Source organism: Roseomonas genomospecies 6 (assembly GCF_008365375.1).
Classification (GTDB): domain Bacteria; phylum Pseudomonadota; class Alphaproteobacteria; order Azospirillales; family Azospirillaceae; genus Azospirillum.
Genome location: NZ_QOKW01000021.1, coordinates 1 through 20,450, shown reverse-complemented (window position 1 = coordinate 20,450; position 20,450 = coordinate 1). Strand labels below are relative to the sequence as shown.

Sequence of the window (20,450 nt, the reverse complement as noted above, 5' to 3'; positions counted from 1 at the left end):
TGGGTCGGGTTTCCGATTATGGTCCCGACCCTTCCGGCGCGAATGCGCCGTTCGGTTGGGGCGTCGCCAAGCGGTAAGGCAGCGGTTTTTGGTACCGCCATTCCCAGGTTCGAATCCTGGCGCCCCAGCCACCCTTATTTTTCAATAACTTAGCGACTGTTACAAGCACCGTGCGTAACAGTCGTGCGGGCTGGTCGAGCGTAGCAGGAACCGGCCGGGCGCAGGCTCTTCACCACACCGAAAAGCCCTACCTGATTGCGATTCGCAGGAAGCCCGCTGAATGCCCTCTCAGGTATTCCGCTGGTAGGGTAGCCGGGGCATCGCCAGGACTCACCAGCACGCAACCTGCGGGCCGCTACGGGGATCAGATTTCGTCACCCGGCGCGATGAAGCGCACACCGTCGCCGATGAGCCATCCGCCGTCGCCGTCCTGGATCAAGATCACCTCGCCGTGCTGGTCATGGGCGCCGCGGAAGGCGTTACCCATCTCGCCGGGCACGGTCTCCACGTCGCGAAGCTCCGCGCGAAGGGCGGCGAATTTCTGAAGATCAGAGACGCGAAGTAGGTTCATGATAAGCCTGTCGTCGTAAGTTGATGATGAGCAATCTTCGCATAACAATTTCGATATCGCAATAAAGTAGCAGTGCTCGACTAGCAGACTAATTATCAATCAACTTTGATTGATCGAAGACGATCATCCTGTTGTTGTGCCGCGTCAATTCTCTGGCGCACTGCGGAGGCGTTCAGCCATTCTTGAACTTTCCGGAGAGCGGCGCGGCGGAATGTCGCGGGGCCGGAGCGGAACAAGCTCACGTATCCGGTTCGCTCTTTCACCCGGATAGGGGCCTGGGCTCACAGTCCGGCACGGGTTCATTCAGGAACCCCTTCCGGCCAAGAGACGATGGCGACGGTGAAGGCGAGCGCAGCGAGCCGGAACCGTTGCCCGCGAGCGAAGCGAGCGGAGCCCCCGATCCGGGACGGGGGTTTATCAGATCACAGGAAGGGGCTTGGTGGCCGGAGAGGGTGATACAGAATCCGTCACCGCGGCCATAAGTGAATCTGTATCCGAAAGAGTCTTCTTAAAAGTATATTATATTATAGCGACGGTGACGGATGTTGTATCACCCTCTCCGGTCGCAACCTCCCCCGGAACGTGCGATAAGTTACTGTTTTCACAGCATGTCCGCGGCTATGGAAGACCGCGCCAAGGGCGATACAAAATACGTCACCAGAACTTTCCCGGCTACACATTCCAGGGACCACCGGGCGCGGTCAACGTGTCCCGCATCTTCTCGAAGCGGTTCTGTTCCGCGGACCGGGACTTCACGAACTCGGCGCCGCCGATCTCCTTCAACGTCTCCCCGAACTCACGCTGCTTCGGCGCGCGGCCAAGCCGCCGGCTTGTAAGCGTCCAGGCACACCACAGCAACGTCAACTCGTCAACGCGGTGCTGGTGCTGGCGCTTAAACGGCGTGTCGGCGGGCGTGAGCCAAGCCATCAAGGCGACGCGGGCGGCTTCGCGTTCGCTTTCGACAATCGTGAAGGTCTGCCAACCCGCCGGACGCTCGCTTGCGCGCTCGGCTTCACGCCGGTCGCGCTCCTTCTTGCGCAGTTTCCGGTGCTTCTGCGCGTCGAGCACCGCGGCCTTAGCCGTATGAATGTTGATGCCGGACGGGCCGAGCCCCTTAACGAAGATGTCAAGATCGCGCTCAAGGTCGGCGAAGGGCGAGGAAAATAGTTCCGGGAAGTTTCGCCGCACACTGCCAATTACGCGATGTCTGTAATCCTGTCTGTTGAGTTCTTCAACGATCTCGGTCAACAGACCATCGGGAAATCGCTCCGATTTTTCCTCAAAAGAGCTTTCCGAATCCTGATTTTTTTCTGACAAATCGACGGCATTCATGCTATATTGTTCCCGTCATGAACCGTTGTTGAAACTTCTCCTTCGTGTGTGAAGCCGGCGTTGCAGCGCCGGCTTTTTTCTTAGCGCTGAAGCGCGTTCCAAAGCTCAAGCGCTCGCCCCTCGGTCGGCGGTTCGGCTGGTGCTGCTACACCGTCTTCCAGCGTGGGGGCGTGGTCAATCTGGATATCCATGTAGACCGCAAGGTGAGCCGCGAAGACCGGCGTCATGCTGCGGCGGATGCCGTCGATCGACGCCACCACGCCGCGTCCCTGCCGCTTCACCTCGATCAGCCGCTTGCCGCGGTCCGTCTTGGGGAGGATGGTCGTCTTGTTCTCTTCGGCGGCGGCGTTCAGGGCGGCCGACAAAAGGGTCGCTTCCGGGAGCGTCAGCGCGGTCAGGGGAAGACCTTCGCCCCCGAAGAGGATGATGCGCTCCTTCTCGACGGCCAGAGCCTCCACCGTCCAGCCGTTGGGGAGGCCGCCGTTGCTCACGATCTCGTCGGCGAAGTCGGCTTCCTCCCTCTCAACCATGCGCTCAATCAGAGCCGTGATCGCGATTCCCTGCCGGTTAGCGAGCTTGCGTAGACGCTCCCCCAATTCGGGCACGAGCGCGATTGACATTCGTTGAGCCATTAGTCTACTCTTGCGTTAATGGACTGATGCGCTAGAGCGCTGATGCCATAATGGTAGCAGGTTCAAGAATCGTTGAACAGGCACTTTCGCAAGAGGGAATAGCGATGAATCAGCGGCTTACCGTCAATCTGCCGGTCCACACGGACTCGATGGTGTTCGATCTGGTGCGGCTCGACGACAACCACCTCCACTTTGCCGGGCGGGGTCTGCCCGTCTGCCACCTGTCGGCGGATACGGCGATGGAACTCGCACGCACGCTTATGAGCGCCACGGACACGGAGAGCTTCAGCGGCGAGGTTGCCGGCAAGCTGGAGCGCTTCGCCGTGCTGAACCATGACGACACGGTGATCCTCACCGTGGTCGTCGGCACCGGGAACGAAGAGGAGCGTCACCCGATCCGTCTTTCTATCGGCACGGCGTTCCATCTGGCCGAACGGCTCGAACGCATCGTTCATGGCATCGACACGTCTCCGGTGGTCCTGGGGTAATCCAAACCCGTTCGTTGATCAAAAATTTGAAGATCACAAGGAACTATCATGAAGCTGTCGAAGAAGCAGGTTACTCGCCAACAGGAACTCTCGAACAAGATCAGTGAAGCGGCGACGGCAGTTGAGGAAGCCGCAAACAAGTTCGAGGATAATGCCGATCTCAAACCGGCGTTGCTTGAAACCATCGCGGCTTACAACGCCGTGATCGAGGAAGCGCAGGGCTTCGCCAGCGAAATCGCAGAAGAAATTTCCTTCTATCACAGCGAGAAGTCCGAGCGCTGGCAGGAAAGCGATAGGGGGTATGCGGTCGAAACCATGGCGGCCACATGGCAGGAATGGGCCGATCATCCCGCCACCATCGACGTGTCGGAACTCGACGACGAAGCGCTAGCCGCACTGGCACCCGACGGCGACTTGCCACAGGACATGGACAGCTTGCCGACACGGCCGGAAGATTAAGCAGATATAGCATCGGAAGATGCGCCTCGCCGACTGCTTTACTTGTCGCGGATGGCGCCTCATGGGCGCCATCCTTCTACCGACGCAAAAGCTTGTGAGTTACCCCTCTCTTTAGTATTATCCCACCGACACCACAGCAGAAGGGGTAAAGCCATGGATGATGCCGCCTTGATGGAGCGGCTAGAAGTCAAGAAGACAGAGGCGGAATACCTGGAGCCTCTCATCAGGAAAGCCTATGATGTTGAGCACGACCGAAAGGACAAAATGCTCAACAATATGAATGCAATAGTTGCTGCGTTTGGGGGCATTCTTGCAGGATTTAATTTTGTAATTTCGCGACTTCCGCCAATTAGAGATGAGCTTTCAATACTGATATGGGTGTTGACTGCCTCTTCTGTTTATTTTGTGGGGTTAGCCTTCTGGAACGCTTGGAAGCTGGTTTGCGGAGGAAATTACCAGCACATTCGTAGCCCCGATGGCATTATTTCATCTGTGAAGGATGATAAAATTTTTCTCTGCCAAGAGACTGGTGAGTATGGCGAAGGAAGCATTAAAGAAAACCTAAGATTAAATCTTATCGTTGAACTTGCAAATGCCGCTACGCATAACTGTCGTGTAAATGACCGAAGAGCATTGCAGCGTGTTAATTTGTATAAATTACTGGCCATTTCGGCAATTTTGATATCTGTGATCTTCTCACTAGAAGTTGCCTGGGAAAGTATCAACACGAAGTAAAGGAGTTTGCATGTCGAACAAAACGGAAAATCCGCCTCCTCCACCTCCTCCAAAGCCGGTCGCTAGACCAAATCAGAACACAAACAGCGCGAGGCCCGGTCCACAGCCAAATCGCTTTGTTGTCGAGAATAGCTTCAAGCCCCCTAAGGAAGAGTTGTAATAACGCCGGCATATATTCGGCTCCTTTTATAAGTCTTCGAGCTTCACCATAACGCGCCACCAGATTTCGAGCGATCCACCGTTCTTCCGATGGTGGATCGCTTTGAATGTCATCCCATCGTCTTCCACGAACCGAACGTAGCGCGTCACGCCATCAGTCGGCCGGGTCCATGCGAACATGTCCGAACCGCCGCGCACGTCGAGCCGATGGAAGTTCTCCAACGCCAGCTTGTCGGCGTTGCTCATGGCCGGGTAGGCGAACTCATAGGTCAGCGGCGGCGGGCGGGTGTAGCGGGGCCGGGTCAAGGTGTAGCCGCCCTGGGCGTGCGTCATCACCGCACCCTTCTTGACGCCCTCGCTGTAGCTGGCGCTGTCGAACAGGCTGGTCAGGGTCGGATAGCTCTTCACCGCAGGGCTCCCTTCATGGCTTCGCGGAACTGGCCGGGCTGGCTCGCCGCGCGCATCACCACGTCGAGCACGTAGCGCTCGCCGTCGAAGCGGAGGTTGCCGCGCTCGGCGTTGACCGGCTGGCCGGTCTGGTTGATGACGTTGACGGTGACGTCTGGCGCCTTCGCCGACGACGCGGAAGCCGAAGCCCCCAGCGCGGCCATCTGTTCGCGGGTGAAGACCCCTTCGCCCCTCTGCAAGATCGCGGGCACTTCATCGGGCCGAAGACCGGGGAAGCCGCCGCTATGGAAGCGCGGAGCACCCTCGAACAGAGAGACCGGGACGGGACGCCCCGGCGCGGCCGATTCGCCGACGATACCGCCGTCGTGGAAGATGCTGCCAATCAGTTCGGCGAAGAGCGTGCCAATGCCGCCCCCAAAGCCTCCCCCACCGAAGCCGCCGGCAATCGCATTGACCAGCGGTTCTGTAACCATCTTGCGTAGAAGAAGGCGTTCAATGTCTTGGGCAAGCCCCTGAAGGACATCGCTGAAATTCTTCCCACTGATGATCGCGTCTTCGAACGCGGAACTGAACGTCATGCCGAGTTCGCGCGTTGCGTCCTGCATGTCACGCTGCGCCGTCTCTGCGGCCTTGGTCGCCCTGTCGTGCTCGACGATAGCATCAGTGAGCTTGAAGATTTCGGCGCGCTGCTCTTCGGTAATAAGCTTGCCGTCCTGCATCGCAAGATTCTGCGCCCGGATGACGGCTTCAAGCCGCTTGCGCTGCTCTTCCTCAAGCCCCTGAAGCTGCACTTGCTGGCGAAGCTGAGACAGATACTCCCCAACCCGGTCAGGCTCTTCCTCGGCTGAAGAGGAACCGGAACCCGGCTTCTTCAACTCAACGGGCTTGTAGGGCGCCAGCCGGGGCGCGGTCGGCGCCGGCTTGTCGCGCTCGGTGAGGATGCCCTTGATCCGGGCGATCTCGGCGTCAATCGCTTGAATCGACGGCGGCAGGGCGTTCGTGCGCGCCTCGTCCCAATCCTCCCGCTGCATCGCCTCGATCGGGTCGGTGCTGTAGAAGGTGCGCGGCGGAGCCGTCTGCGCCTTCTCATGCTCGGCGACAAGCGCGCCGCGCTGGCCTTCGAGTTCGGCCAGCCGGGAGCGTAGGCCGCGGGTGCTGCGGTTCTCCAACTCGCGGAAACCGTCAACCACGTCAGCCACCGCGGCGGCGATGTCGGCGAAAAGCTGTGCCATCTGCACCAGCACCGGAGCGAGGTCCACGACGGCGCGGTTCAGGTGCGTGTCGATCACGCTGCCGAGCACGTCGAGTTGTTTGGCGGCGTTGGCGCCGGTGCGCACGATATGCTCGTCCACGACGATGCCGAGGTCGTGCGCCTCCTTGCGCATCCGGGCGAATTCGTCGGCGCCCTTGGCGATCAGCGCCAGCAGGGGTTCCCCACCCTCGTCGCCGAAGATTTGTTGGACGGCGAGCACCCGTTCGCCGGCCGTCTTCAAGCGGCCGATGCGCTCAATCACATCGGTGAACAGGGCATCGGTGTCGGCAAGCTTCGGCTTCAGCGCATCTGTCGAAAGCCCGATCATGGCGAAGCCCTCGGCGGCGTCGCCGGTGCCGGAAGCAACGGCGTCAGCCGCACGCCCGGCAAGCTCCTTCATGGCCTCGCCAAGCTGTTCGACGTTGACGCCGGACTGCTTGGCGGCATAGCCGATCTCTTGGAACGCCGTCACCGACACGCCGATGCGGTCGGCCTCCTTGGTGATCTCAGCGAATGTCTCCGCGGCCTGCTTGGAGCGCTGCACCGCAGCGGCCAAGGCGAGCCCCACCGCGGCGACACCGGCCGCAGCGGCGAGCCCTCCGGTGCCCATTGCCGACATCGCCGAGCCGATGGGGCCGAGCCGGCCGGTGAGCCCTTCCATGCCGCCGCGCACGTTCTGCGAGGCGTCGTTCAGCGCCAGAAGCGAGCGCGACGCCGGCTCGCCGGCCTTCTCGATCCGCTGAAGGGCGCGCTGCCCTTCTTCGCCGAGCGCGGCGAGCGCCTTCTTGACGACTTCGCCGTCCTTGAGGCTAAGCCGGATCGCGAGGTTCTTCGTGTCGCTCATGGGCCTTCTTCCTCATGCCGGCGACCATGCCGGCCTCATACGCGGGGATCAGCGACACCATCGCCTTCGGGTCGGCACCGTCGATCTCGGCCACCTTCAGGGCGGTGCCGAGTTCCATGCCGACGGGCGCCCCCATGCCGGCGGTGCGCACCTGCCCGGCGCAGCGCTCGGCCACGTCCCACGCCTGCCAGCCCTCGGCGGTCCGCGGCGCGTGCTCGTGGTAGGGGCAGAGGCAGCCGTCTACGCCGCGTTCGCCTCGGGAACAGGGGAGGTCTTGTTCGGCGCACCGGCCGCAGTATTCACGCCCGCCGGAATGGTGCCATTCTGCCCGGCGGTTGATCCGTTTCCCTCGGCAACCAAGTCGGCGTGCGGGCGGGTGTATTCCACGGCGAACCGCTCGGCGATGGCCGGGATACGCATGAGTTCGGCAACGGTGACGTCGTTCACCGGGGCTGGGCTGCCGTCGGCGTCGAGCACGCCGCTCCAGGCGGTGACGGCTGCCTGGGCGAGCGCGGTGACGAACAACGCTTGGGAGAACCCCGCGCGCTGGTCATCGTCGGTGAGGTCGGGAAGTCCTTCGAGGCGGGCGCCGACTTCGGCGGCTTCCTCGCGCTGCCGGGCGATGTCGCGGACAAGGCGCGACATCTTCGAGCGGGCGGCCTCATAGATCGCCGTGGAACACGGGCGCACCGTGACGGTGACGCCGTGCTCAAGGGCGATGTCGTAGGGAGCCGAGGGGAGGTTGAGACGGATCATGCCGGCGGTCCTCAGTAGCTCGCGACGGTGTTGACCAGCGTGGCCGTGAGCATCGGGCCGCCGTCCGCCTGCCGACAGCCGGACAGGCTGAACGTCTTCTCGATGCCGGCCGGGCCTTCGATGGCGGCCTTTGGGCTGTTCAGGGTTCCGTGCACTGCGAAGGCGATGCAGTTCGAAGCGTCGATCTGTTGCGTGAACGTGATCGTCACCGGCGAGCCGGTGCCGGCGACGCTTTCCAGGGTCGTGCCGTCGAAGCGGATCGTCACCGTGCCGGCGAGGGTCGCATCCCCCTCGGCCACGTCGATCCGGCCGAACTCGCGCACCACGGAAACGGCGTTCGTGTAGTCGAGGCTGAAACCCACCACGGAACCGAGCGGAGCACCGTCGAGCGTCACCGTGCCGGTGAGCACCGGAACGCGCTTGAGCGGCAGGGATGCCGGAGCACTGTCGATGGTCGTGCCGGCGACGGCTTCATCCGCACCGCGGAACGAGACCGTCATATTTAGCTGGGCCGCGTCGTCGCCCTTGCGCGCCAGGGTCAGCTTGTCGGCGACAAGGAAGGTGTTGCGCCGGAACTTGCCCACGTCCGGGTGCCCGATTTCCAGCGTCACCGGGGCCGGCGAACCGCCGGATTCGAAGACATGGGTGAACGGGCCGGTGCCGGTGGTGGTCGGGGCGCCGAAGATGCTCTTCAGCCAAAAGCCGCTCGCGTTCACGCACAGCGGCGCGACGACATCGCCACCCACTTCGAGGTGCCCCGGCAGACCGGCGACGGGCTCACGGCTGCCGTTGCGGATGTCCGCGGCAATGATCGGGCGTTCCCCACCGACGGTCGAGGAAACGAACGGGAGCTGGGTATAGCCGTCGGCCGGCGCGGTGCCGGGCGTGGTTTCGAACGCACCCAACAGGATCGCGTTGCGGCCATAAGCCTTGGTGGTCATGGGGTGAACCTCACGAAAGCGGGTCGTTGACGGTGTAGGCGACGGTCAGCGGGATTGCGGCGCTGGCAACGGATGCCGCGCCGGTGCTGCCGGTGTCGGTGACGGCCGGGCCACCGGGCGCGGACCAATCGGCCAATCCGCCGAAGGTGCGATCCGCAGCGAGGGCGGTGCCGATGGCGGCGATCAGGTCGTCGAGGGTCGCGGCGCGGGCGGTCTTCGCCTGAGCCTGGGCGTAAACCTCGATCTCAGCCCGGTGGTCGAAGGTGTAGGCAACCGGCGAAAGCACCACTTCCACAGCCTCGCCGGGGTCGCCGTCGCGCAAGATTACGAGCCCTTCGGCCGGCACCGTGGTCGGCACCTCGGCGTTGCGGATCACCTTGGCGCCGATGGCGCCGAGAGCGGCAACGATGGCCTGCATGATCTGTTCTCGGTGCGTCATGCCGTGGCGCGCTCCCATTCGCGCAAGATGTAGCCGGGCGCGCGGTCGTGCCACTTGCGGGCCGGCTCGTTGATGTCGAAGCGCTTGCGCAGCGAGACTTGCTTGACCAGAAGGAAGACGGGCGTCGGCTTGCCCTTTCCTTCACGGTGGACGAGTAAGGCGCGGTCGCCGGCCAGCCGCACGAAGGCGAGCGCGCCGAGGGTCTGTTCGGCGGCCTGGGTCTCGGCGTAGCGGCGCGCGCGGTTGCCCTTGCTCATGCGCCGGGAATGATCCCAGCCGCGCGCCTTGGCGGCGTCGAGCGGGATCACCAGCCATCGGCCGTTCTGTGCCCGGATGGTGCGGTCGGCGCTGAAAGCGTCGTGGATGCGCTGCGCCTTCGAGAAGACGAGCGTCGCGGCGTTGATGGAGTTCCGGGCGCGGGGGTAGCGGTTCATGCTCCACGCCTTCTCCACGCCGACGCCGAGCGCGGCGCGGCGGGCCTGTCCGCGAAGTTCGCGCTGAAGCCCGGATGAGGCGCGGGTGAGTCCGCGCGTGACGGCGCGCTCGGCGGCCTTGATCTCGCTCGCCATCACGTCCTTAAGGTTACCTTCGAGGGCAGCGGCGAGCCTCATGCCGGGACGGCCTCCACCAGCCACACCAGTCCACGCATGGTGCGGGACGGGGCGCCCTGCACCACATAGCCGGCGCCGTCGGCGTCAGTGATTGTGTCGCCCTCGGTCGGCGTGGGCACGTCGGCGACGCGAAGCTTGAAGGTCACGGCGTCGCTGCGCACGGTCGTGCCGTCGAAGCGGAAATCGGCCGAAGCGGTTTTGCGGATCACCCGCACCGAGGCGGGCACGCCGTCGGCCGGCGTGAACGTTGCGTCTTCAGCGACGTTCGGGTCTGCGAAGAGCGCGTCGGGGAGGGCGTGAAAGGACACGTCACACCCTCCCCGCGTTGGCGACGGATACGCACACGCACCGCGCGGGGGAGTTCATTCCGCCGTGCGCTGTCGGGGTTACGAAGGCACTCGCCGACTGGCCTTGAGGGAAAGCACGGCCAACCGCCGACGCGCGGCGCGTCGGGTTGAGGTGGTCAGCGGTATGAAGGGCCGTGGTCATTGCTCTGCGCCGCGCGGGGATCAGATGCCGAAGCAGTCGTTCAGGCGGACGTTGACCGTCGCCGAAGGGTTGCCGCCGACAGACAGGGCCACGCCGATTAGCGTGTTGTTGGTCGCGGTCTTGGTGACGAGCTTGGCCGTGTCGTCCCAATAGAGCTTGTCGCCAATGGCGATGGTGTCGGTCGTCACCTTCGGCAGCGTGTAGACGCCTTCGGTGGAAATCTCGACGGCGGCACCGGACGCGGCGTCGGTCACGGCAACGCCGAACAGGGCACCCACCTTGACCAGAGAGCCGGACGTGACGGTGGCCGGGGCAGTCACAGAGACCACGGTGCCGGCCTGAATGAAGTTCTTCATCTCAGAGACCTTTCGAAGAGGAAATGCGCACTTGGCGAACCGGAGTGGTGCCGCTTGCCGCGTTGATCTTGGCGTCGAGGTCCGCAAGCGCGGCCTTCATCTCCGCATCGGATCGGTAGGTGACTTCATCGTCACCGGACTTCACCTTGAGGGTGCCGGCGTAGCGGGCGCGCTCAAGCGCGTCCCGCATCGCGATCATGTCGGCAAGCGTCGCCATGGCTTAGGCGCCCGCGTTCAGGTAGGCGCCCCGGAAGTCGATGGCGCCAACGCCGAAGTCGAGACCGACGGCCACCTTGAAGGCGCGAGTGTCGAAGTCGATTTCCGAACGGACCACGGGGCCGGACGTGCCCGCGACGTAGCCAAACACGAAGTTCGGGACCATCGCCGGGTCGGCGAACAGATACCATTCGTTGCCGGTGATGTTCGCGTCGATCACCAGTTCCACCAGCCCGGACCACGGGTTCACGTTGCTGGTCTGGTTGGCGACGATGGACGCGAGAAGCTGCCGGGCGGTCAGTTCCAGGGCCGGACCGATCACCAGATAGCGCGGGGCGACGTTGAGCTTGATGCCATCCAGGCTCGTCTGCGAGCGCAGCGCCTTCACCGCGGCGGCCATGCTGGTCACGTCCAGCGCCGCGCCGGAAGCGGCCTTGTTGCCGTGGCCGGTGTGGAAGACGGCCTTCCCATCCGCCAGGGTCGGATTCTGCGACAGCAGGGCGTAAGCCATGGCGTTTTCGTCGCTGGCGACGCGCACGCCGATCATGGCCGTGAAGTTCTGAAGCGCGCCGAGGTCGTCGTTGATGAGCGCGCGGCGGCCGATGGCGATGCCGGTGCCGAACTCCTTCGCGGTCACTTCCTCCCGGTTCTCCGAGACGGTGCCGAACTTAGTTTCGCCACCCTCGCCGATCTCCTTCAGCGACGGGAAGTCGCCGATGCGCAGGAACTTGTGCGGCCGGAAGTCATTGAACGAGCGCTGCGCGGCCCATGTCCGGTAGGTCGGCGCGGCCGACGCATAGCCGGGCAGCATCGCCTTGTTCACGGCGTTTTCCAGCAACAGGGGGAAGTCGCTGGTGCTGTGCGCGGAGCGGGTGAACAGCGCGTCCACCGCGGCGGCGTCGCTGCGGGCCATGCGCTCGCCACGGGCCGCGGACAGGTCGCGGGCCATGTCCAGCAAGCGCACGCCCATGAACTCGCGGGCGCGGCCTTCCGGCTTCACGGCCGGGTTCAGCCGGGCCGACAGCGCGTCGGCCATCGCCGAGCGGATCGCAGTCGGGTCGTTGTGGTCCGCGATCACCTGAACGTAGGTCTGTTCGGTGCGGATCGGGCCGCCGGAACGCTGCGCCATCGCAGCGAAGGCAGCGGCGCGAGCCTGTTCGATGGTCGCGCTCGCGTCGATCTGCGCGTCAACGAAATCCTGCCCCAGCCCGGCAACACGGGCCATGCTGCGGATTTCGACGTTGACTGCGGCGCGGGTGTGCATCGGCTCGCTGGTGCGGGTCTCGGTGGTCACCACGGCCGGGGTCTCGGTCGTGGTCTCGGTCGTGGCGATGGTCATCGGGTCCTCATGGGAACGGACAGTCGCCCCGGCGTCGGCCGGGACGGGGGTGAAGCTGAGTTCGTGCGGGGTCCAGGCGACGGCGCGGAACACGGGCAAGCCGTTGCGGTTGCCGGCCGGGTGCCAACGCTGGATGGAGTAGCCGAGCGACACGCCGCGGACGGAACCGGCCTGAACCTTGCCGATCAGGTCGGACGCGGGTGCGCTGGTGTCGAAGGCGACGGCGGCAACGATCCGGTTGCCTTCGGCACGGGCCTGGGAAACCACACCAACGGCGGAATCGACGGCGTTGCGGTGGTCCTTCAGGGCCGGCGCGCCGATCAGGCGCGACAGGTTGGCCCCGGCAGCGTCGAGTTCTTCAATCCAGGCGGAGCGCGTGCCGTCGGGCGCGGGCGCGGGGCGGATCACCGGCGCGGGGCCGCTCAGCGCAACCACCTCCACCGTGCGGGCCGCGGTGTCCAGGGTGGACGGGGCGAAAGCAAGGCCGCGGGTGTAGGTTTCAGCGGTCATGGTGCCTCTCTCGAAGGACGGCAGGCACCACGTCGGCCGGGCAACGGGTGAGCGCGGCTTTCAGCGCGTCGGCCTGCCGTTTGAAGTCACGGCGGATCGCGTCAAGCTGTTCGCGGGCGTCGGCCAGCAGGGCGCGCATGGTGGCGATGTCCTGGGTCATGGATTATCCGGGGCCTGGGGCGGCACGTCGGCCGACGGAACGGTGAAGGACAGCCCGAGCGACTGTTCGCGCTCGTGGTCGGTCGCGATCTCGGCGTCGATCTCTTCGGCGTCATAGCCGCGCTCGGCGATGGCCTGGGACCGGGACTTCAGCCCGGCGTTGATGGCCTCGATCTCGGCGCGGATATCCTTCGCGGGATCGACGTAATCGAACCGCGGCGGGAGCCACTTCGCGGACAGGTAGGGCGCCGGGTTCGCGTCGAAGTCATGGGCGGGAAGTTCTCCCGACAGCACGGCGAGGCGCACGAAGCGTTGCCACACCGGCCGGCAAAGCTGGTGCACAATCACGCCGTGCTGAAGCTGTTCGAGCCGGCGGCGGAACTCCACCATGCCGGCGCGAATGGACGAGTAGTTCACTCCCGACAGGTCGCCGGTCATCGCCTCGTAGGGCAGCCCAAGCCCGGCGGCGATGGCGCGAAGATGGTTCTTCACGAAGGGATCGTAAGAGGCATCGCCCTTGGGGTCGCTGAAGGCGATGTCGGCGCCGGGCGGGAGCGGCAGCAGCGTGCCCGGCTCCATGCCCATGTCGAGGATGCCGTTGTTGGCGGAACCGTCGTTCTGCCCGGCAACGCTGCCGTCGGGGTCGCGGATGAAGCCGCAGAACAGGGCGTTCACCTTGGCACGGACCAGCGCCGCGTCTTCGAATTGGTCAAGCTCATGCAGGCGCAGAAGCACCGGAGCAAGCCACGTGATCCCGCGAAGCTGCCCGGCGGCAATCGGCCGGAACATGTGGATCATGTCTTCGGCCGGGACGCGCGTCGGGGTGTAGGCATTTCCGACAAGCGGCGCGAAGGGATCGTCGAGGCGTGCGGGCAGGACGTGGAAGGCGATGCGCCGGCCGATGGTGTCGAATTCGATGCCGGCGCGGACGCGGTTGCTGCCGAGGTCGCCGAAGCGGTCGAGCGGCACCTGTTCCCGGTCAATCAGCTCCACCTGGAACGGCACCGGAAGACCGTCGGACGGGAGCCGGGTGCACAACCGGGCGAACGCCTCGCCACCTTCGATCATCGCACGGACGGCGAGGGCCTGAAGACCGTAGAAGTCACCCAAACCGCCCGCGTCGGCGAGGTCAACCCAGCGATCCCAGAGAGCGTGAAGGGCTTCACGAACAGCCGGGTCGGGGTGCTGCGAGCGGGGCTTGATTCCGGTGCCGACGGCGTTGCCGACAAGCGACGAAACGGCCGAATCCACCCACCCGTTGTTCCGCGCGTAGTAGGCCGCGCGGCGGGCGGAGACCGTAGAGGCGGCCAAGACCGCGGAGTTGAGGTTTCCGACGGTCTGGGCCTTGTCCCAGCGGCGGCCACCCGCGGCGGCATCGAACGAGCGCTTCCCGTCGCGAACCGCCGAGCGGTTGCGGCCAAAGGCTTCAGCAATGCGGGACGAAATTGAGCCGAACATGGCTCAATTGTAAATCTTGTAACTTTATTTCGCAAGCGTCGTGTAAAGAATTTACAACGCTAGCCGTTCATCCATTGGGACCGGACCGGCGCGCGTCTTGCGGGCACCGGTATCGGCGGAACCATGGCACCGTCGAGGTGCGATCTTGCATCGCGATAGCCGGCGGCGGTCTCCGCGGTGCGGAAGTCCGCATCGGTCCAACGGTCGATTCCGGCGGCCAACATCGCGGCCATTGCGTAGACACGGCAATCCAGGGCTTCGTTGCGGTCGCGGGTCTTTTCCCATTCCAAGCGCGTGTGCCCGATGCGCGTCGTGCGCTTCACAAGCTGTTCGGCGCACAGTTGCTTGAACCACTCGTCGGCGTAGCCGGGGAAGTGGCAGAAGCCGGGCGGTTCGGGCTGGTCCTCGTCGGGCGGGTCCAGCTTCAACCGGGCATAAAGGTCGGCCTTGAGGGTCGAAACGCCGACGGGCCACAGCATCGCGCCGCGCTTGACCTTCCGGCCGGCGCGGTTCACCTCCACCCGGCTTGCCGGGCCAAGGGCAACGGTCGCGGTCGCCATGCCCTTCACGGCCATGATCCGCGCCGGGTCTGTCGCGGCCCAACGGTAAACCGCGTCGGTGTGGTGTCCGCCGATGTCGATTGCCAGTTTCAGGATGCGATGCGTCCCGCCAAAGGGGCCGGGGAAGTCGCTGTTCAACAGGCTGGTCAGGTCACGCCACACGTCGGCTTGGCCTGGGTTGCCGTGAATGACGACGTGATCCACCGACCACGACACCCGGTCACGGCCCCACCCGACGATCTCAACTTCGAGCCGGTCATCCTGCACGTCCACCCCGGCGGTGAGCGCAAGCGCGCCCTTCGGAACGTGACCGCGCTGGTAGGTCTCGCGCCGGGCGGCAAGGCGCTTCCACTCGGGGGCGTCGCCGCGTTCGGTCCACACGTCGCCGAGCACCACGTTGACGAAGGTCTTCAGGCGCGACGGGTTGCCCTTCGCCTGGGTGAACTGTTCGGCGGCGTCGCCCCACGAGAACCAACCCGGCGGGGAGTAGAGGGCCGACAGATGGAAGCCGGCGGTGCGCCCGTCGCCCGGCGCGGTTGCGCGCCATTCACCGGCGGCCAGCATTGCGCCCTTGTGGTGCTCATCGATCACCCCGCCGCACGCCTCACAGACGCAGAAGGCTTCGCGGGGTCGCCCTTCCGGCCAGCGGATGCGCTGCCAGGACAGCGGGGCCGCGTCGCCGCAATGTGGGCACGGCAGGAAGAACCGGCGTTGGTCGGATTCGGCGTAGGCGGCTTCGATCCGGGACACCCCGGCCACGGTCGGGGTGGAAACTAGGAAGACCTTGCGGCGGGGGCCGAACGTGCTGGTGCGGGCCATCGCCAGGGCGACGGGATCGCCTTCGCCGTCGGCGTCGCCGGGGTAGGCGTCCACCTCGTCCAGAAACAGGAAGCGGGCCGGCATGGAGCGCAGCCCGACAGCGGAGTTCGCGCCGGTCAGCACCAGCACCCCGCCGGGAAACTCCTTGCTCATGACGGTGTTGCCGCTGTCCCGCGCTCGGGCCGGCGCGACAAGATTACGAAGGACCGGGCTTTCCTCAATCAGCGGGTCGAGGCGCTGTTTGCTGCCGCGCTTCGCCATCTCCACCGTCGGCGACACGGCGAGCGTCGGGGCCGGGGTGTTGTGGATGATGTAGCCGAGCCAGTTGTTGCCGGCCTCAGTCCCGCCGATCTGCGCGCCCTTCATGAAGACGACGCGCTCATAGGGGCTGTGCGGCGACAGAGCGTCTTGGATGACGCGCAGGTAGGGGGTGCGGTCGGTGCGCCACGGGCCGGGTTCGGCCGATGCCTTGCCCGACAACATCCGGTGGCGGTCGGCCCATTCCGAGACGGTCAGGCGCGGTTCGGGACGCAAGCCCCGGCGGTAGGCATCGGCGTAGATCGTGGCGGCGTCAGGCAGCATCGGAAATCATTTCCGGTGCGGCGCGGTCTTCAAGCTGGCGCTGCACCTCGCGTTCCAGGGCCGCGGTGAGCCGGGCGTGGTCAATGCCGAGTTCCGCGGCCAGCACGGGGCCGACGCGCACCGGCCATCCCTGCCACGTCGCGCGCTCGGTGCGGCTCGTCTCGAAGGCGGCACGCTCCACGTCGGCGCGGGACAGCAGTTCGCCGCGGGTGCGCTCAAGGTTGAGTTCAGCCTGTTCGGCCTGGGCAGCGAGAAGCCGGGAGCGGTTGCGGTCATCCTGGGCGGCGTCGGCAAGTTCGAAGATGGCGCGCACCGCATCGCCGAGCCGGTAAACCGGGTGCCTGCCTTCTTTGTCGGCCGGCTCGGTCTCCTTCAAACGCTTGGTGATGGTGCGCCGGTCCATGCCGAGCGCGGCGGCCAGGGCGTTGATGGACCAGAGAGCTTCAGGATCAGCAGCCACAGCGCTACCCATTGTGGATCAAGGGAGGGGGGTCTACCGCTGGAAAACTCCCGCGCTGCCGCCACCCGTGTTTCCCGCGCCTGGGAAGGACCCGTTGACCATGGGCAGGATCGCGCCCGGCATGGGCACGGGGTCGTCATGGTCGAGGTCAAGGATGATGCGGGCGTGCGCGTCGTGCAGCGCGTTGACGAACGGCAGCGTGCCCGGCTCGGGCCAGAACTCACCAAACTCAACCATGACAGACTCCCTTGCGAACGTTATGTTATATCATAACGGTCAGGGCGTCCGTGCGCAAGATTGTTGCTTGGCTATGGATGAAGGTGAGAGAGGTCGAGACCGTCGTATTTCACAGACTCAACCATGACGGCACGTTCCTTCGGGCCGAACTCCGACAGTCCGCCATAGCTCGCCGTGACTGTAGCGTTTGACTGCCCGATGATGGCGGCAATGGTGGCGTCTGGATAGCCGGCAACGCGCATTTGGTCAGCGAACGAATGCCGGAACGAATGGAAGGTCAACCGCTCGTCAGTCTTCACGCCGATGCGCTTCATATACTTTGCAAACGCCTTGCTGTAGTTGCTCGAAATGCGGCCGAGCGCATCGGGCTCGATCTCCGGAAACAACCGGTCGGCACCCTGCCCTTTCCGCCTCTCAACGAAGTCGAGGAAGCCCAAGCGCTTCAGGTGCGAATGCACGGGCACGATGCGCTTACTCGCCTTCCGCTTCACGCGCTTCCCGCCGATGGTGTTGATGTTGATGCACACGACACCGCTCAACGTCTGCACGTCGGACACCTGAAGCTGAAGCAGTTCGCCGAGGCGCGCGCCGGTCCAGAGCGCCAGAAGCGGCACCCAATAGCGGCTATCGTCCAGGCGCACGTTGCCCGGAAGGTGTTGTTCAGCGCTGTCCTTCGATTTGCAGCCGGTGAAAGCGGGCGACTTGAACAGCTTGGCAAGCTGCGCGACGGTGAATGGATCGCGCTTGTCTTGGTCGTCGCCTTCTGGAAGCGACATATCGTCCGGGACGAAGTTCGCTTCGATGTAGTCGTGATCCTCCAGCCACTTCCCGAACTGACGGAGCGCAGAGAGATACTTGTTGATCGTGCGCGCGCTGACGGCCGGCAACTTCTCCCGTTTGTTCCGCGCAACGATCTCCTTGAACGTGCCTCTATCCCCGCGTAGCGTGCCACGCGAAGGGAAATGGAGAAGTTCAGACTTCCACTCGCGCACGTCACGCTTGTTGATCGTCGTGACGGGCTTACGGGCGCCGACGTGTTCGATGAACAGCCGGATGATCGCCCGGTTCGTCCCTGCCCATTCAGGCGTGATGTCCTGCCGCTCGGCGAGGTAGCGCCCATGCAGTTCGGCCAGCGTCTCGCCTTCGAGAGCGACAACCACCGCGGGTTCCGGTTCGGCTCTTGACGGGGCCGGCGCTGGTGCGGGGGACGGCTTGAGCACCGGGTCGGCCGGCGTGCCGCCGTAGTCGCCCTGGTCGCGCTCGGCGAAGCGCTTGTTGGTTTCCGCCTTCGCACGCATGAGCCACATGCAGAGTTCCCGGTAAGCAGGATCATCCCGCCGCAGGACCGGCCGGGCAGGATCGCCCTGGGGTGCGTGAGGGTCTTCGTCGGCCGGCGGACGCACGGTCCACCCCAAGCGCTCGAAGATCGCGTCGGCCGCATGGTGGACGTGAACGAAGTTGCCGCTCATGCCGAGGTCGCGACGCTGCAACTCCGCGGAGCGCTGACGGAGCGCGGCGAAGGTCGGATCGGTGCCGTGAAGCCGCTCCCCTTCGTCCGTCGCCAATTCGGCCCGGTAGTAGTCGAGCGCGAAGCCCTGAAGCTGCTCGGTGGTGAACCGCTGCGGCGTGGCGTGGCGCTGTTCGCCGTTACCGGGACCGTGATCGCGCTTGGCGCGCTCACCGTCGAACAGCGCGTGAAGCTCCGTCATCGCGGCCGGGAGAAGTCGCTTCGCCTCCTGCGGGTCCTTCGTCCGAAGGGACTTCCACACCTCTTCCTTGCCCATGTGCCCTGTCAGGTCTTTCGGCACCCGCGCCCGGATGTAGTAGGTCGCATTGCGCCGAACGAGGTTGGTTGCAAGGCACATTGTTTTCTCGCGCGTATCAGTCGTCTGAGGCTGCTATGTGTAACAGTCAGCGCCGAAAAACGCAATAATTACAGTGCTCAAGGGGTTGGATGGGGCTGGATTAGAATCCTGGCGCCCCAGCCAATTTTCCAGGCAAGGAAATCTGCCGTTTTCGAGGCACCCGGCGCCGCGCTGTGTACCACCCCTGTGTACCAGCTGGTTGGGCACCCATGGCGTTCCTCGTACGGCGCACCGCCGCTTACTCATTCCGTTGCCGCGTCCCGCGCGACTTGGTAAACCGCCTTGGCCGAGCCGAGGTCAAGCGGTCACTCGGCACTGCGGACCACCGGGTTGCCCGGACCACGGCCGCACGGTGCTACGTCGCCGCACAGACGTGGTTTGAGCAGTTGCGGAAGGGGACCATGGACGGGGGGCAGGACAAGGATGCGCTGATTGCGTCGCTGGCGCGGGCGCTGGACGCGGCCACACGACAACTCCAGGACACAACGGCCGCTCTGGAACTGGTCACCGCCGAGTACACGGCACTTAACAACCAGACAGTCGGACTGCTGGAACGCCACGGGGACTACGTCGCCTACGCCGAGCGAGAGGGCCTGCGCGACGCGGAGGTCATCACAGCGCTGATCGACGAGCGCGACAAAGTTGAGAAAGCCGGTGGCATCGCACAGGCGACCGAAACCATCGACAAGCTGAGCGACCTCCTCGGCACCCTTGGCGTAACGATGAGGTCAACGCCCGCACCCAAGGTCATTGCCTTCCTCGACGAGACGTACAGCGAAGAAAAACGACTTCAGGACGATAGTGACCGTCATGTGAAAAATTACATCCGGCTGTTCGCCCGTGTTACCGGCAACAAGGCGCTGAACGCCTACGGGCGCGCCGACATTGTGGCGTGGGTCAGAACGCTTGAACGCTTCAAGGCCAGCCTAGGTAAGTCGCCGTCGGACCAGAAGAAGAGCATTGATCAGCTACTCCGGGAGTCGCGTGGCAAGCCAACGATGGGGGAGACCACCATCGGCAAGCACATAATGCACGTCAAAGCGATGTTCCGGTGCGCCATCAAACACTACAAATTCGCCCATGAGGCTGACATCAATGGGATGTTCGACGGCATCGACCTGTCGGAATGGGTGCCCTCAGCGCGTAAGCGGAAGAGCTGGCAGATCGACCAGTTGAACGCCCTGTTCCGTTCGCCTGTCTGGTCAGGGACACGAAGCCGCCGGGAAGCCTTCTCGAAGCGAAATCAACCTGGACCGCATGTATACCGGGATGCGTACTGGTGGCTACCGGTGCTGGCTCTGTGGACTGGCGGGCGCCTAGAGGAGTTGGCTCAGCTTCACCATTCGGACCTGGGGTTCGACGCGCATGGAACGCCGTTCATAAAAATCCATGACGAAGGTGACCGGCGGACGAAGAACCAGAACAGTGTCAGAAACATCCCTGTCCACCCGTTCCTGGTAGAAATTGGCGCACTCGATCTGTTCAAAAGGGGCCGTGTCCGAGACGCTCGGATCTTCCCGGAACTGAAGCCCACCGGGGAGCTTGAAAAGTTCGGCGATACCTACAGCACCCATTTCACCGACTACCGTCGGCGCTGCGGTCTGTACGAGCCACTGCGTGATTTTCACAGCCTACGTCGGACTTTTAGAGCCTGTCCGGGAAGAAGTTGAATCGGATGAATCGGTTGTGATTCAAGGTAGCCTCCAAGACGGAGGCGAAGATGTGGACAGCGGAGAAGCGAGACCGCCACGATCGCAGCGGGCTGCGTTACCC

The 20,450-nt window shown here is 64.3% G+C and carries 24 protein-coding genes, 1 tRNA gene and 1 pseudogene; 6 read left to right on the top strand and 20 right to left on the bottom strand.

Annotated features, from left to right (window positions below; all coding sequences use genetic code 11):
• Positions 1–56 precede the first annotated feature (56 nt).
• Positions 57–131: transfer RNA gene (locus DS843_RS22040), tRNA-Gln, on the top strand.
• Between the two features lie 233 nt (positions 132–364).
• On the opposite strand, the gene DS843_RS22035 is transcribed toward DS843_RS22040, so the two are convergent.
• From DS843_RS22035 to DS843_RS22025, 3 genes are all read right to left on the bottom strand, one after another.
• On the bottom strand, positions 365–571 hold the full coding sequence (locus DS843_RS22035) for a hypothetical protein (protein ID WP_149470985.1): 207 nt from the start codon (positions 569–571) through the stop codon (positions 365–367).
• Between the two features lie 672 nt (positions 572–1,243).
• Positions 1,244–1,903: a hypothetical protein gene (locus DS843_RS22030; protein ID WP_149470984.1), complete on the bottom strand. Its 660-nt coding sequence runs from the start codon at positions 1,901–1,903 to the stop codon at positions 1,244–1,246.
• Between the two features lie 80 nt (positions 1,904–1,983).
• Positions 1,984–2,523 (bottom strand): hypothetical protein, encoded by a 540-nt coding sequence (locus DS843_RS22025; RefSeq protein WP_167525412.1) that lies wholly within the window; start codon positions 2,521–2,523, stop codon positions 1,984–1,986.
• Between the two features lie 116 nt (positions 2,524–2,639).
• Here DS843_RS22025 and DS843_RS22020 point away from each other — a divergent pair, with 116 nt between their 5' ends.
• The 3 genes from DS843_RS22020 to DS843_RS22010 all read left to right on the top strand — a co-directional run bounded on the left by DS843_RS22020 (position 2,640) and on the right by DS843_RS22010 (position 4,217).
• Positions 2,640–3,023 carry a hypothetical protein gene (locus tag DS843_RS22020; protein ID WP_149470982.1) on the top strand — a complete coding sequence of 128 codons (384 nt, stop codon included), beginning with the start codon at positions 2,640–2,642 and terminating at the stop codon, positions 3,021–3,023.
• A gap of 48 nt (positions 3,024–3,071) precedes the next feature.
• Entirely contained in the window at positions 3,072–3,482 is a 411-nt protein-coding gene (locus tag DS843_RS22015; protein ID WP_149470981.1) for a hypothetical protein, read from the top strand.
• A 153-nt stretch (positions 3,483–3,635) separates the two neighbouring features.
• A complete protein-coding gene (locus DS843_RS22010; protein ID WP_149470980.1) occupies positions 3,636–4,217 on the top strand; it encodes a hypothetical protein in 582 nt (193 codons plus the stop codon).
• A 186-nt stretch (positions 4,218–4,403) separates the two neighbouring features.
• On the opposite strand, the gene DS843_RS22005 is transcribed toward DS843_RS22010, so the two are convergent.
• The 17 genes from DS843_RS22005 to DS843_RS21930 form a co-directional block, all read right to left on the bottom strand.
• On the bottom strand, positions 4,404–4,784 hold the full coding sequence (locus DS843_RS22005) for a hypothetical protein (RefSeq protein WP_149470979.1): 381 nt from the start codon (positions 4,782–4,784) through the stop codon (positions 4,404–4,406).
• Positions 4,781–6,880 (bottom strand): phage tail tape measure protein, encoded by a 2,100-nt coding sequence (locus DS843_RS22000; RefSeq protein WP_149470978.1) that lies wholly within the window; start codon positions 6,878–6,880, stop codon positions 4,781–4,783. The genes DS843_RS22005 and DS843_RS22000 overlap by 4 nt, the downstream gene beginning before the upstream one ends.
• Complete coding sequence (locus tag DS843_RS21995) at positions 6,846–7,055, bottom strand: DUF7697 family protein (protein WP_149470977.1); 210 nt, start codon at positions 7,053–7,055, stop codon at positions 6,846–6,848. Before DS843_RS21995 ends, DS843_RS22000 begins: the two co-directional genes overlap by 35 nt.
• Positions 7,056–7,120: 65 nt before the next feature.
• Positions 7,121–7,636, bottom strand: coding sequence for a hypothetical protein (locus tag DS843_RS21990; protein ID WP_149470976.1), 516 nt, complete (start codon positions 7,634–7,636; stop codon positions 7,121–7,123).
• Between the two features lie 11 nt (positions 7,637–7,647).
• Positions 7,648–8,577, bottom strand: a complete 930-nt coding sequence (locus tag DS843_RS21985) for a phage tail tube protein (RefSeq protein WP_149470975.1) — start codon at positions 8,575–8,577, stop codon at positions 7,648–7,650.
• A 10-nt stretch (positions 8,578–8,587) separates the two neighbouring features.
• Positions 8,588–8,995, bottom strand: coding sequence for an acyl-CoA transferase (locus tag DS843_RS21980; RefSeq protein ID WP_208852297.1), 408 nt, complete (start codon positions 8,993–8,995; stop codon positions 8,588–8,590).
• Positions 8,996–9,012: 17 nt separating this feature from the next.
• Positions 9,013–9,627, bottom strand: coding sequence for a DUF6441 family protein (locus tag DS843_RS21975; RefSeq protein WP_149470973.1), 615 nt, complete (start codon positions 9,625–9,627; stop codon positions 9,013–9,015).
• Positions 9,624–9,935, bottom strand: coding sequence for a head-tail joining protein (locus tag DS843_RS21970; protein ID WP_149470972.1), 312 nt, complete (start codon positions 9,933–9,935; stop codon positions 9,624–9,626). Before DS843_RS21970 ends, DS843_RS21975 begins: the two co-directional genes overlap by 4 nt.
• 201 nt (positions 9,936–10,136) lie before the next feature.
• Positions 10,137–10,472 (bottom strand): DUF2190 family protein, encoded by a 336-nt coding sequence (locus DS843_RS21965; protein WP_149470971.1) that lies wholly within the window; start codon positions 10,470–10,472, stop codon positions 10,137–10,139.
• Position 10,473: 1 nt separating this feature from the next.
• Positions 10,474–10,689 (bottom strand): phage head-tail joining protein, encoded by a 216-nt coding sequence (locus tag DS843_RS21960; RefSeq protein WP_149470970.1) that lies wholly within the window; start codon positions 10,687–10,689, stop codon positions 10,474–10,476.
• A gap of 3 nt (positions 10,690–10,692) precedes the next feature.
• On the bottom strand, positions 10,693–12,537 hold the full coding sequence (locus DS843_RS21955) for a prohead protease/major capsid protein fusion protein (protein ID WP_149470969.1): 1,845 nt from the start codon (positions 12,535–12,537) through the stop codon (positions 10,693–10,695).
• A complete protein-coding gene (locus DS843_RS31320; protein WP_167525411.1) occupies positions 12,527–12,697 on the bottom strand; it encodes a hypothetical protein in 171 nt (56 codons plus the stop codon). The genes DS843_RS21955 and DS843_RS31320 overlap by 11 nt, the downstream gene beginning before the upstream one ends.
• Complete coding sequence (locus DS843_RS21950) at positions 12,694–14,154, bottom strand: phage portal protein (RefSeq protein WP_149470968.1); 1,461 nt, start codon at positions 14,152–14,154, stop codon at positions 12,694–12,696. The genes DS843_RS31320 and DS843_RS21950 overlap by 4 nt, the downstream gene beginning before the upstream one ends.
• A 59-nt stretch (positions 14,155–14,213) precedes the next feature.
• Positions 14,214–16,115, bottom strand: coding sequence for a phage terminase large subunit family protein (locus DS843_RS21945; protein ID WP_149470967.1), 1,902 nt, complete (start codon positions 16,113–16,115; stop codon positions 14,214–14,216).
• Positions 16,105–16,575: a DUF1441 family protein gene (locus DS843_RS21940; RefSeq protein WP_167525410.1), complete on the bottom strand. Its 471-nt coding sequence runs from the start codon at positions 16,573–16,575 to the stop codon at positions 16,105–16,107. Before DS843_RS21940 ends, DS843_RS21945 begins: the two co-directional genes overlap by 11 nt.
• Before the next feature lie 33 nt (positions 16,576–16,608).
• The gene (locus DS843_RS21935) at positions 16,609–16,812 is read right to left on the bottom strand and encodes a hypothetical protein (protein WP_149470965.1); all 204 of its coding nucleotides are present in this window, start codon (positions 16,810–16,812) and stop codon (positions 16,609–16,611) included.
• A gap of 71 nt (positions 16,813–16,883) precedes the next feature.
• The gene (locus DS843_RS21930) at positions 16,884–18,677 is read right to left on the bottom strand and encodes a site-specific integrase (RefSeq protein ID WP_149470964.1); all 1,794 of its coding nucleotides are present in this window, start codon (positions 18,675–18,677) and stop codon (positions 16,884–16,886) included.
• Positions 18,678–18,886: 209 nt separating this feature from the next.
• Here DS843_RS21930 and DS843_RS32075 point away from each other — a divergent pair.
• Both DS843_RS32075 and DS843_RS21925 read left to right on the top strand, forming a co-directional pair.
• Positions 18,887–19,057 (top strand): annotated as a pseudogene (locus DS843_RS32075) (DUF6538 domain-containing protein); the annotation flags it as partial.
• 21 nt (positions 19,058–19,078) lie between these two features.
• The gene (locus DS843_RS21925; protein WP_149470963.1) at positions 19,079–20,347 is read left to right on the top strand and encodes a site-specific integrase; all 1,269 of its coding nucleotides are present in this window, start codon (positions 19,079–19,081) and stop codon (positions 20,345–20,347) included.
• The last annotated feature ends 103 nt before the right edge of the window (positions 20,348–20,450 follow it).

What these genes read in the sequence shown, in the direction of transcription:
- DS843_RS22035 (WP_149470985.1), bottom strand. Translation starts at nt 571, where the DNA reads ATGAACCTACTTCGCGTCTCTGATCTTCAGAAATTCGCCGCCCTTCGC.
- DS843_RS22030 (WP_149470984.1), bottom strand. Translation starts at nt 1,903, where the DNA reads ATGAATGCCGTCGATTTGTCAGAAAAAAATCAGGATTCGGAAAGCTCT.
- DS843_RS22025 (WP_167525412.1), bottom strand. Translation starts at nt 2,523, where the DNA reads ATGTCAATCGCGCTCGTGCCCGAATTGGGGGAGCGTCTACGCAAGCTC.
- DS843_RS22020 (WP_149470982.1), top strand. Translation starts at nt 2,640, where the DNA reads ATGAATCAGCGGCTTACCGTCAATCTGCCGGTCCACACGGACTCGATG.
- DS843_RS22015 (WP_149470981.1), top strand. Translation starts at nt 3,072, where the DNA reads ATGAAGCTGTCGAAGAAGCAGGTTACTCGCCAACAGGAACTCTCGAAC.
- DS843_RS22010 (WP_149470980.1), top strand. Translation starts at nt 3,636, where the DNA reads ATGGATGATGCCGCCTTGATGGAGCGGCTAGAAGTCAAGAAGACAGAG.
- DS843_RS22000 (WP_149470978.1), bottom strand. Translation starts at nt 6,880, where the DNA reads ATGAGCGACACGAAGAACCTCGCGATCCGGCTTAGCCTCAAGGACGGC.
- DS843_RS21990 (WP_149470976.1), bottom strand. Translation starts at nt 7,636, where the DNA reads ATGATCCGTCTCAACCTCCCCTCGGCTCCCTACGACATCGCCCTTGAG.
- DS843_RS21985 (WP_149470975.1), bottom strand. Translation starts at nt 8,577, where the DNA reads ATGACCACCAAGGCTTATGGCCGCAACGCGATCCTGTTGGGTGCGTTC.
- DS843_RS21980 (WP_208852297.1), bottom strand. Translation starts at nt 8,995, where the DNA reads ATGCAGGCCATCGTTGCCGCTCTCGGCGCCATCGGCGCCAAGGTGATC.
- DS843_RS21975 (WP_149470973.1), bottom strand. Translation starts at nt 9,627, where the DNA reads ATGAGGCTCGCCGCTGCCCTCGAAGGTAACCTTAAGGACGTGATGGCG.
- DS843_RS21965 (WP_149470971.1), bottom strand. Translation starts at nt 10,472, where the DNA reads ATGAAGAACTTCATTCAGGCCGGCACCGTGGTCTCTGTGACTGCCCCG.
- DS843_RS21960 (WP_149470970.1), bottom strand. Translation starts at nt 10,689, where the DNA reads ATGGCGACGCTTGCCGACATGATCGCGATGCGGGACGCGCTTGAGCGC.
- DS843_RS21955 (WP_149470969.1), bottom strand. Translation starts at nt 12,537, where the DNA reads ATGACCGCTGAAACCTACACCCGCGGCCTTGCTTTCGCCCCGTCCACC.
- DS843_RS31320 (WP_167525411.1), bottom strand. Translation starts at nt 12,697, where the DNA reads ATGACCCAGGACATCGCCACCATGCGCGCCCTGCTGGCCGACGCCCGC.
- DS843_RS21950 (WP_149470968.1), bottom strand. Translation starts at nt 14,154, where the DNA reads ATGTTCGGCTCAATTTCGTCCCGCATTGCTGAAGCCTTTGGCCGCAAC.
- DS843_RS21945 (WP_149470967.1), bottom strand. Translation starts at nt 16,115, where the DNA reads ATGCTGCCTGACGCCGCCACGATCTACGCCGATGCCTACCGCCGGGGC.
- DS843_RS21935 (WP_149470965.1), bottom strand. Translation starts at nt 16,812, where the DNA reads ATGGTTGAGTTTGGTGAGTTCTGGCCCGAGCCGGGCACGCTGCCGTTC.
- DS843_RS21930 (WP_149470964.1), bottom strand. Translation starts at nt 18,677, where the DNA reads ATGTGCCTTGCAACCAACCTCGTTCGGCGCAATGCGACCTACTACATC.
- DS843_RS21925 (WP_149470963.1), top strand. Translation starts at nt 19,079, where the DNA reads ATGGACGGGGGGCAGGACAAGGATGCGCTGATTGCGTCGCTGGCGCGG.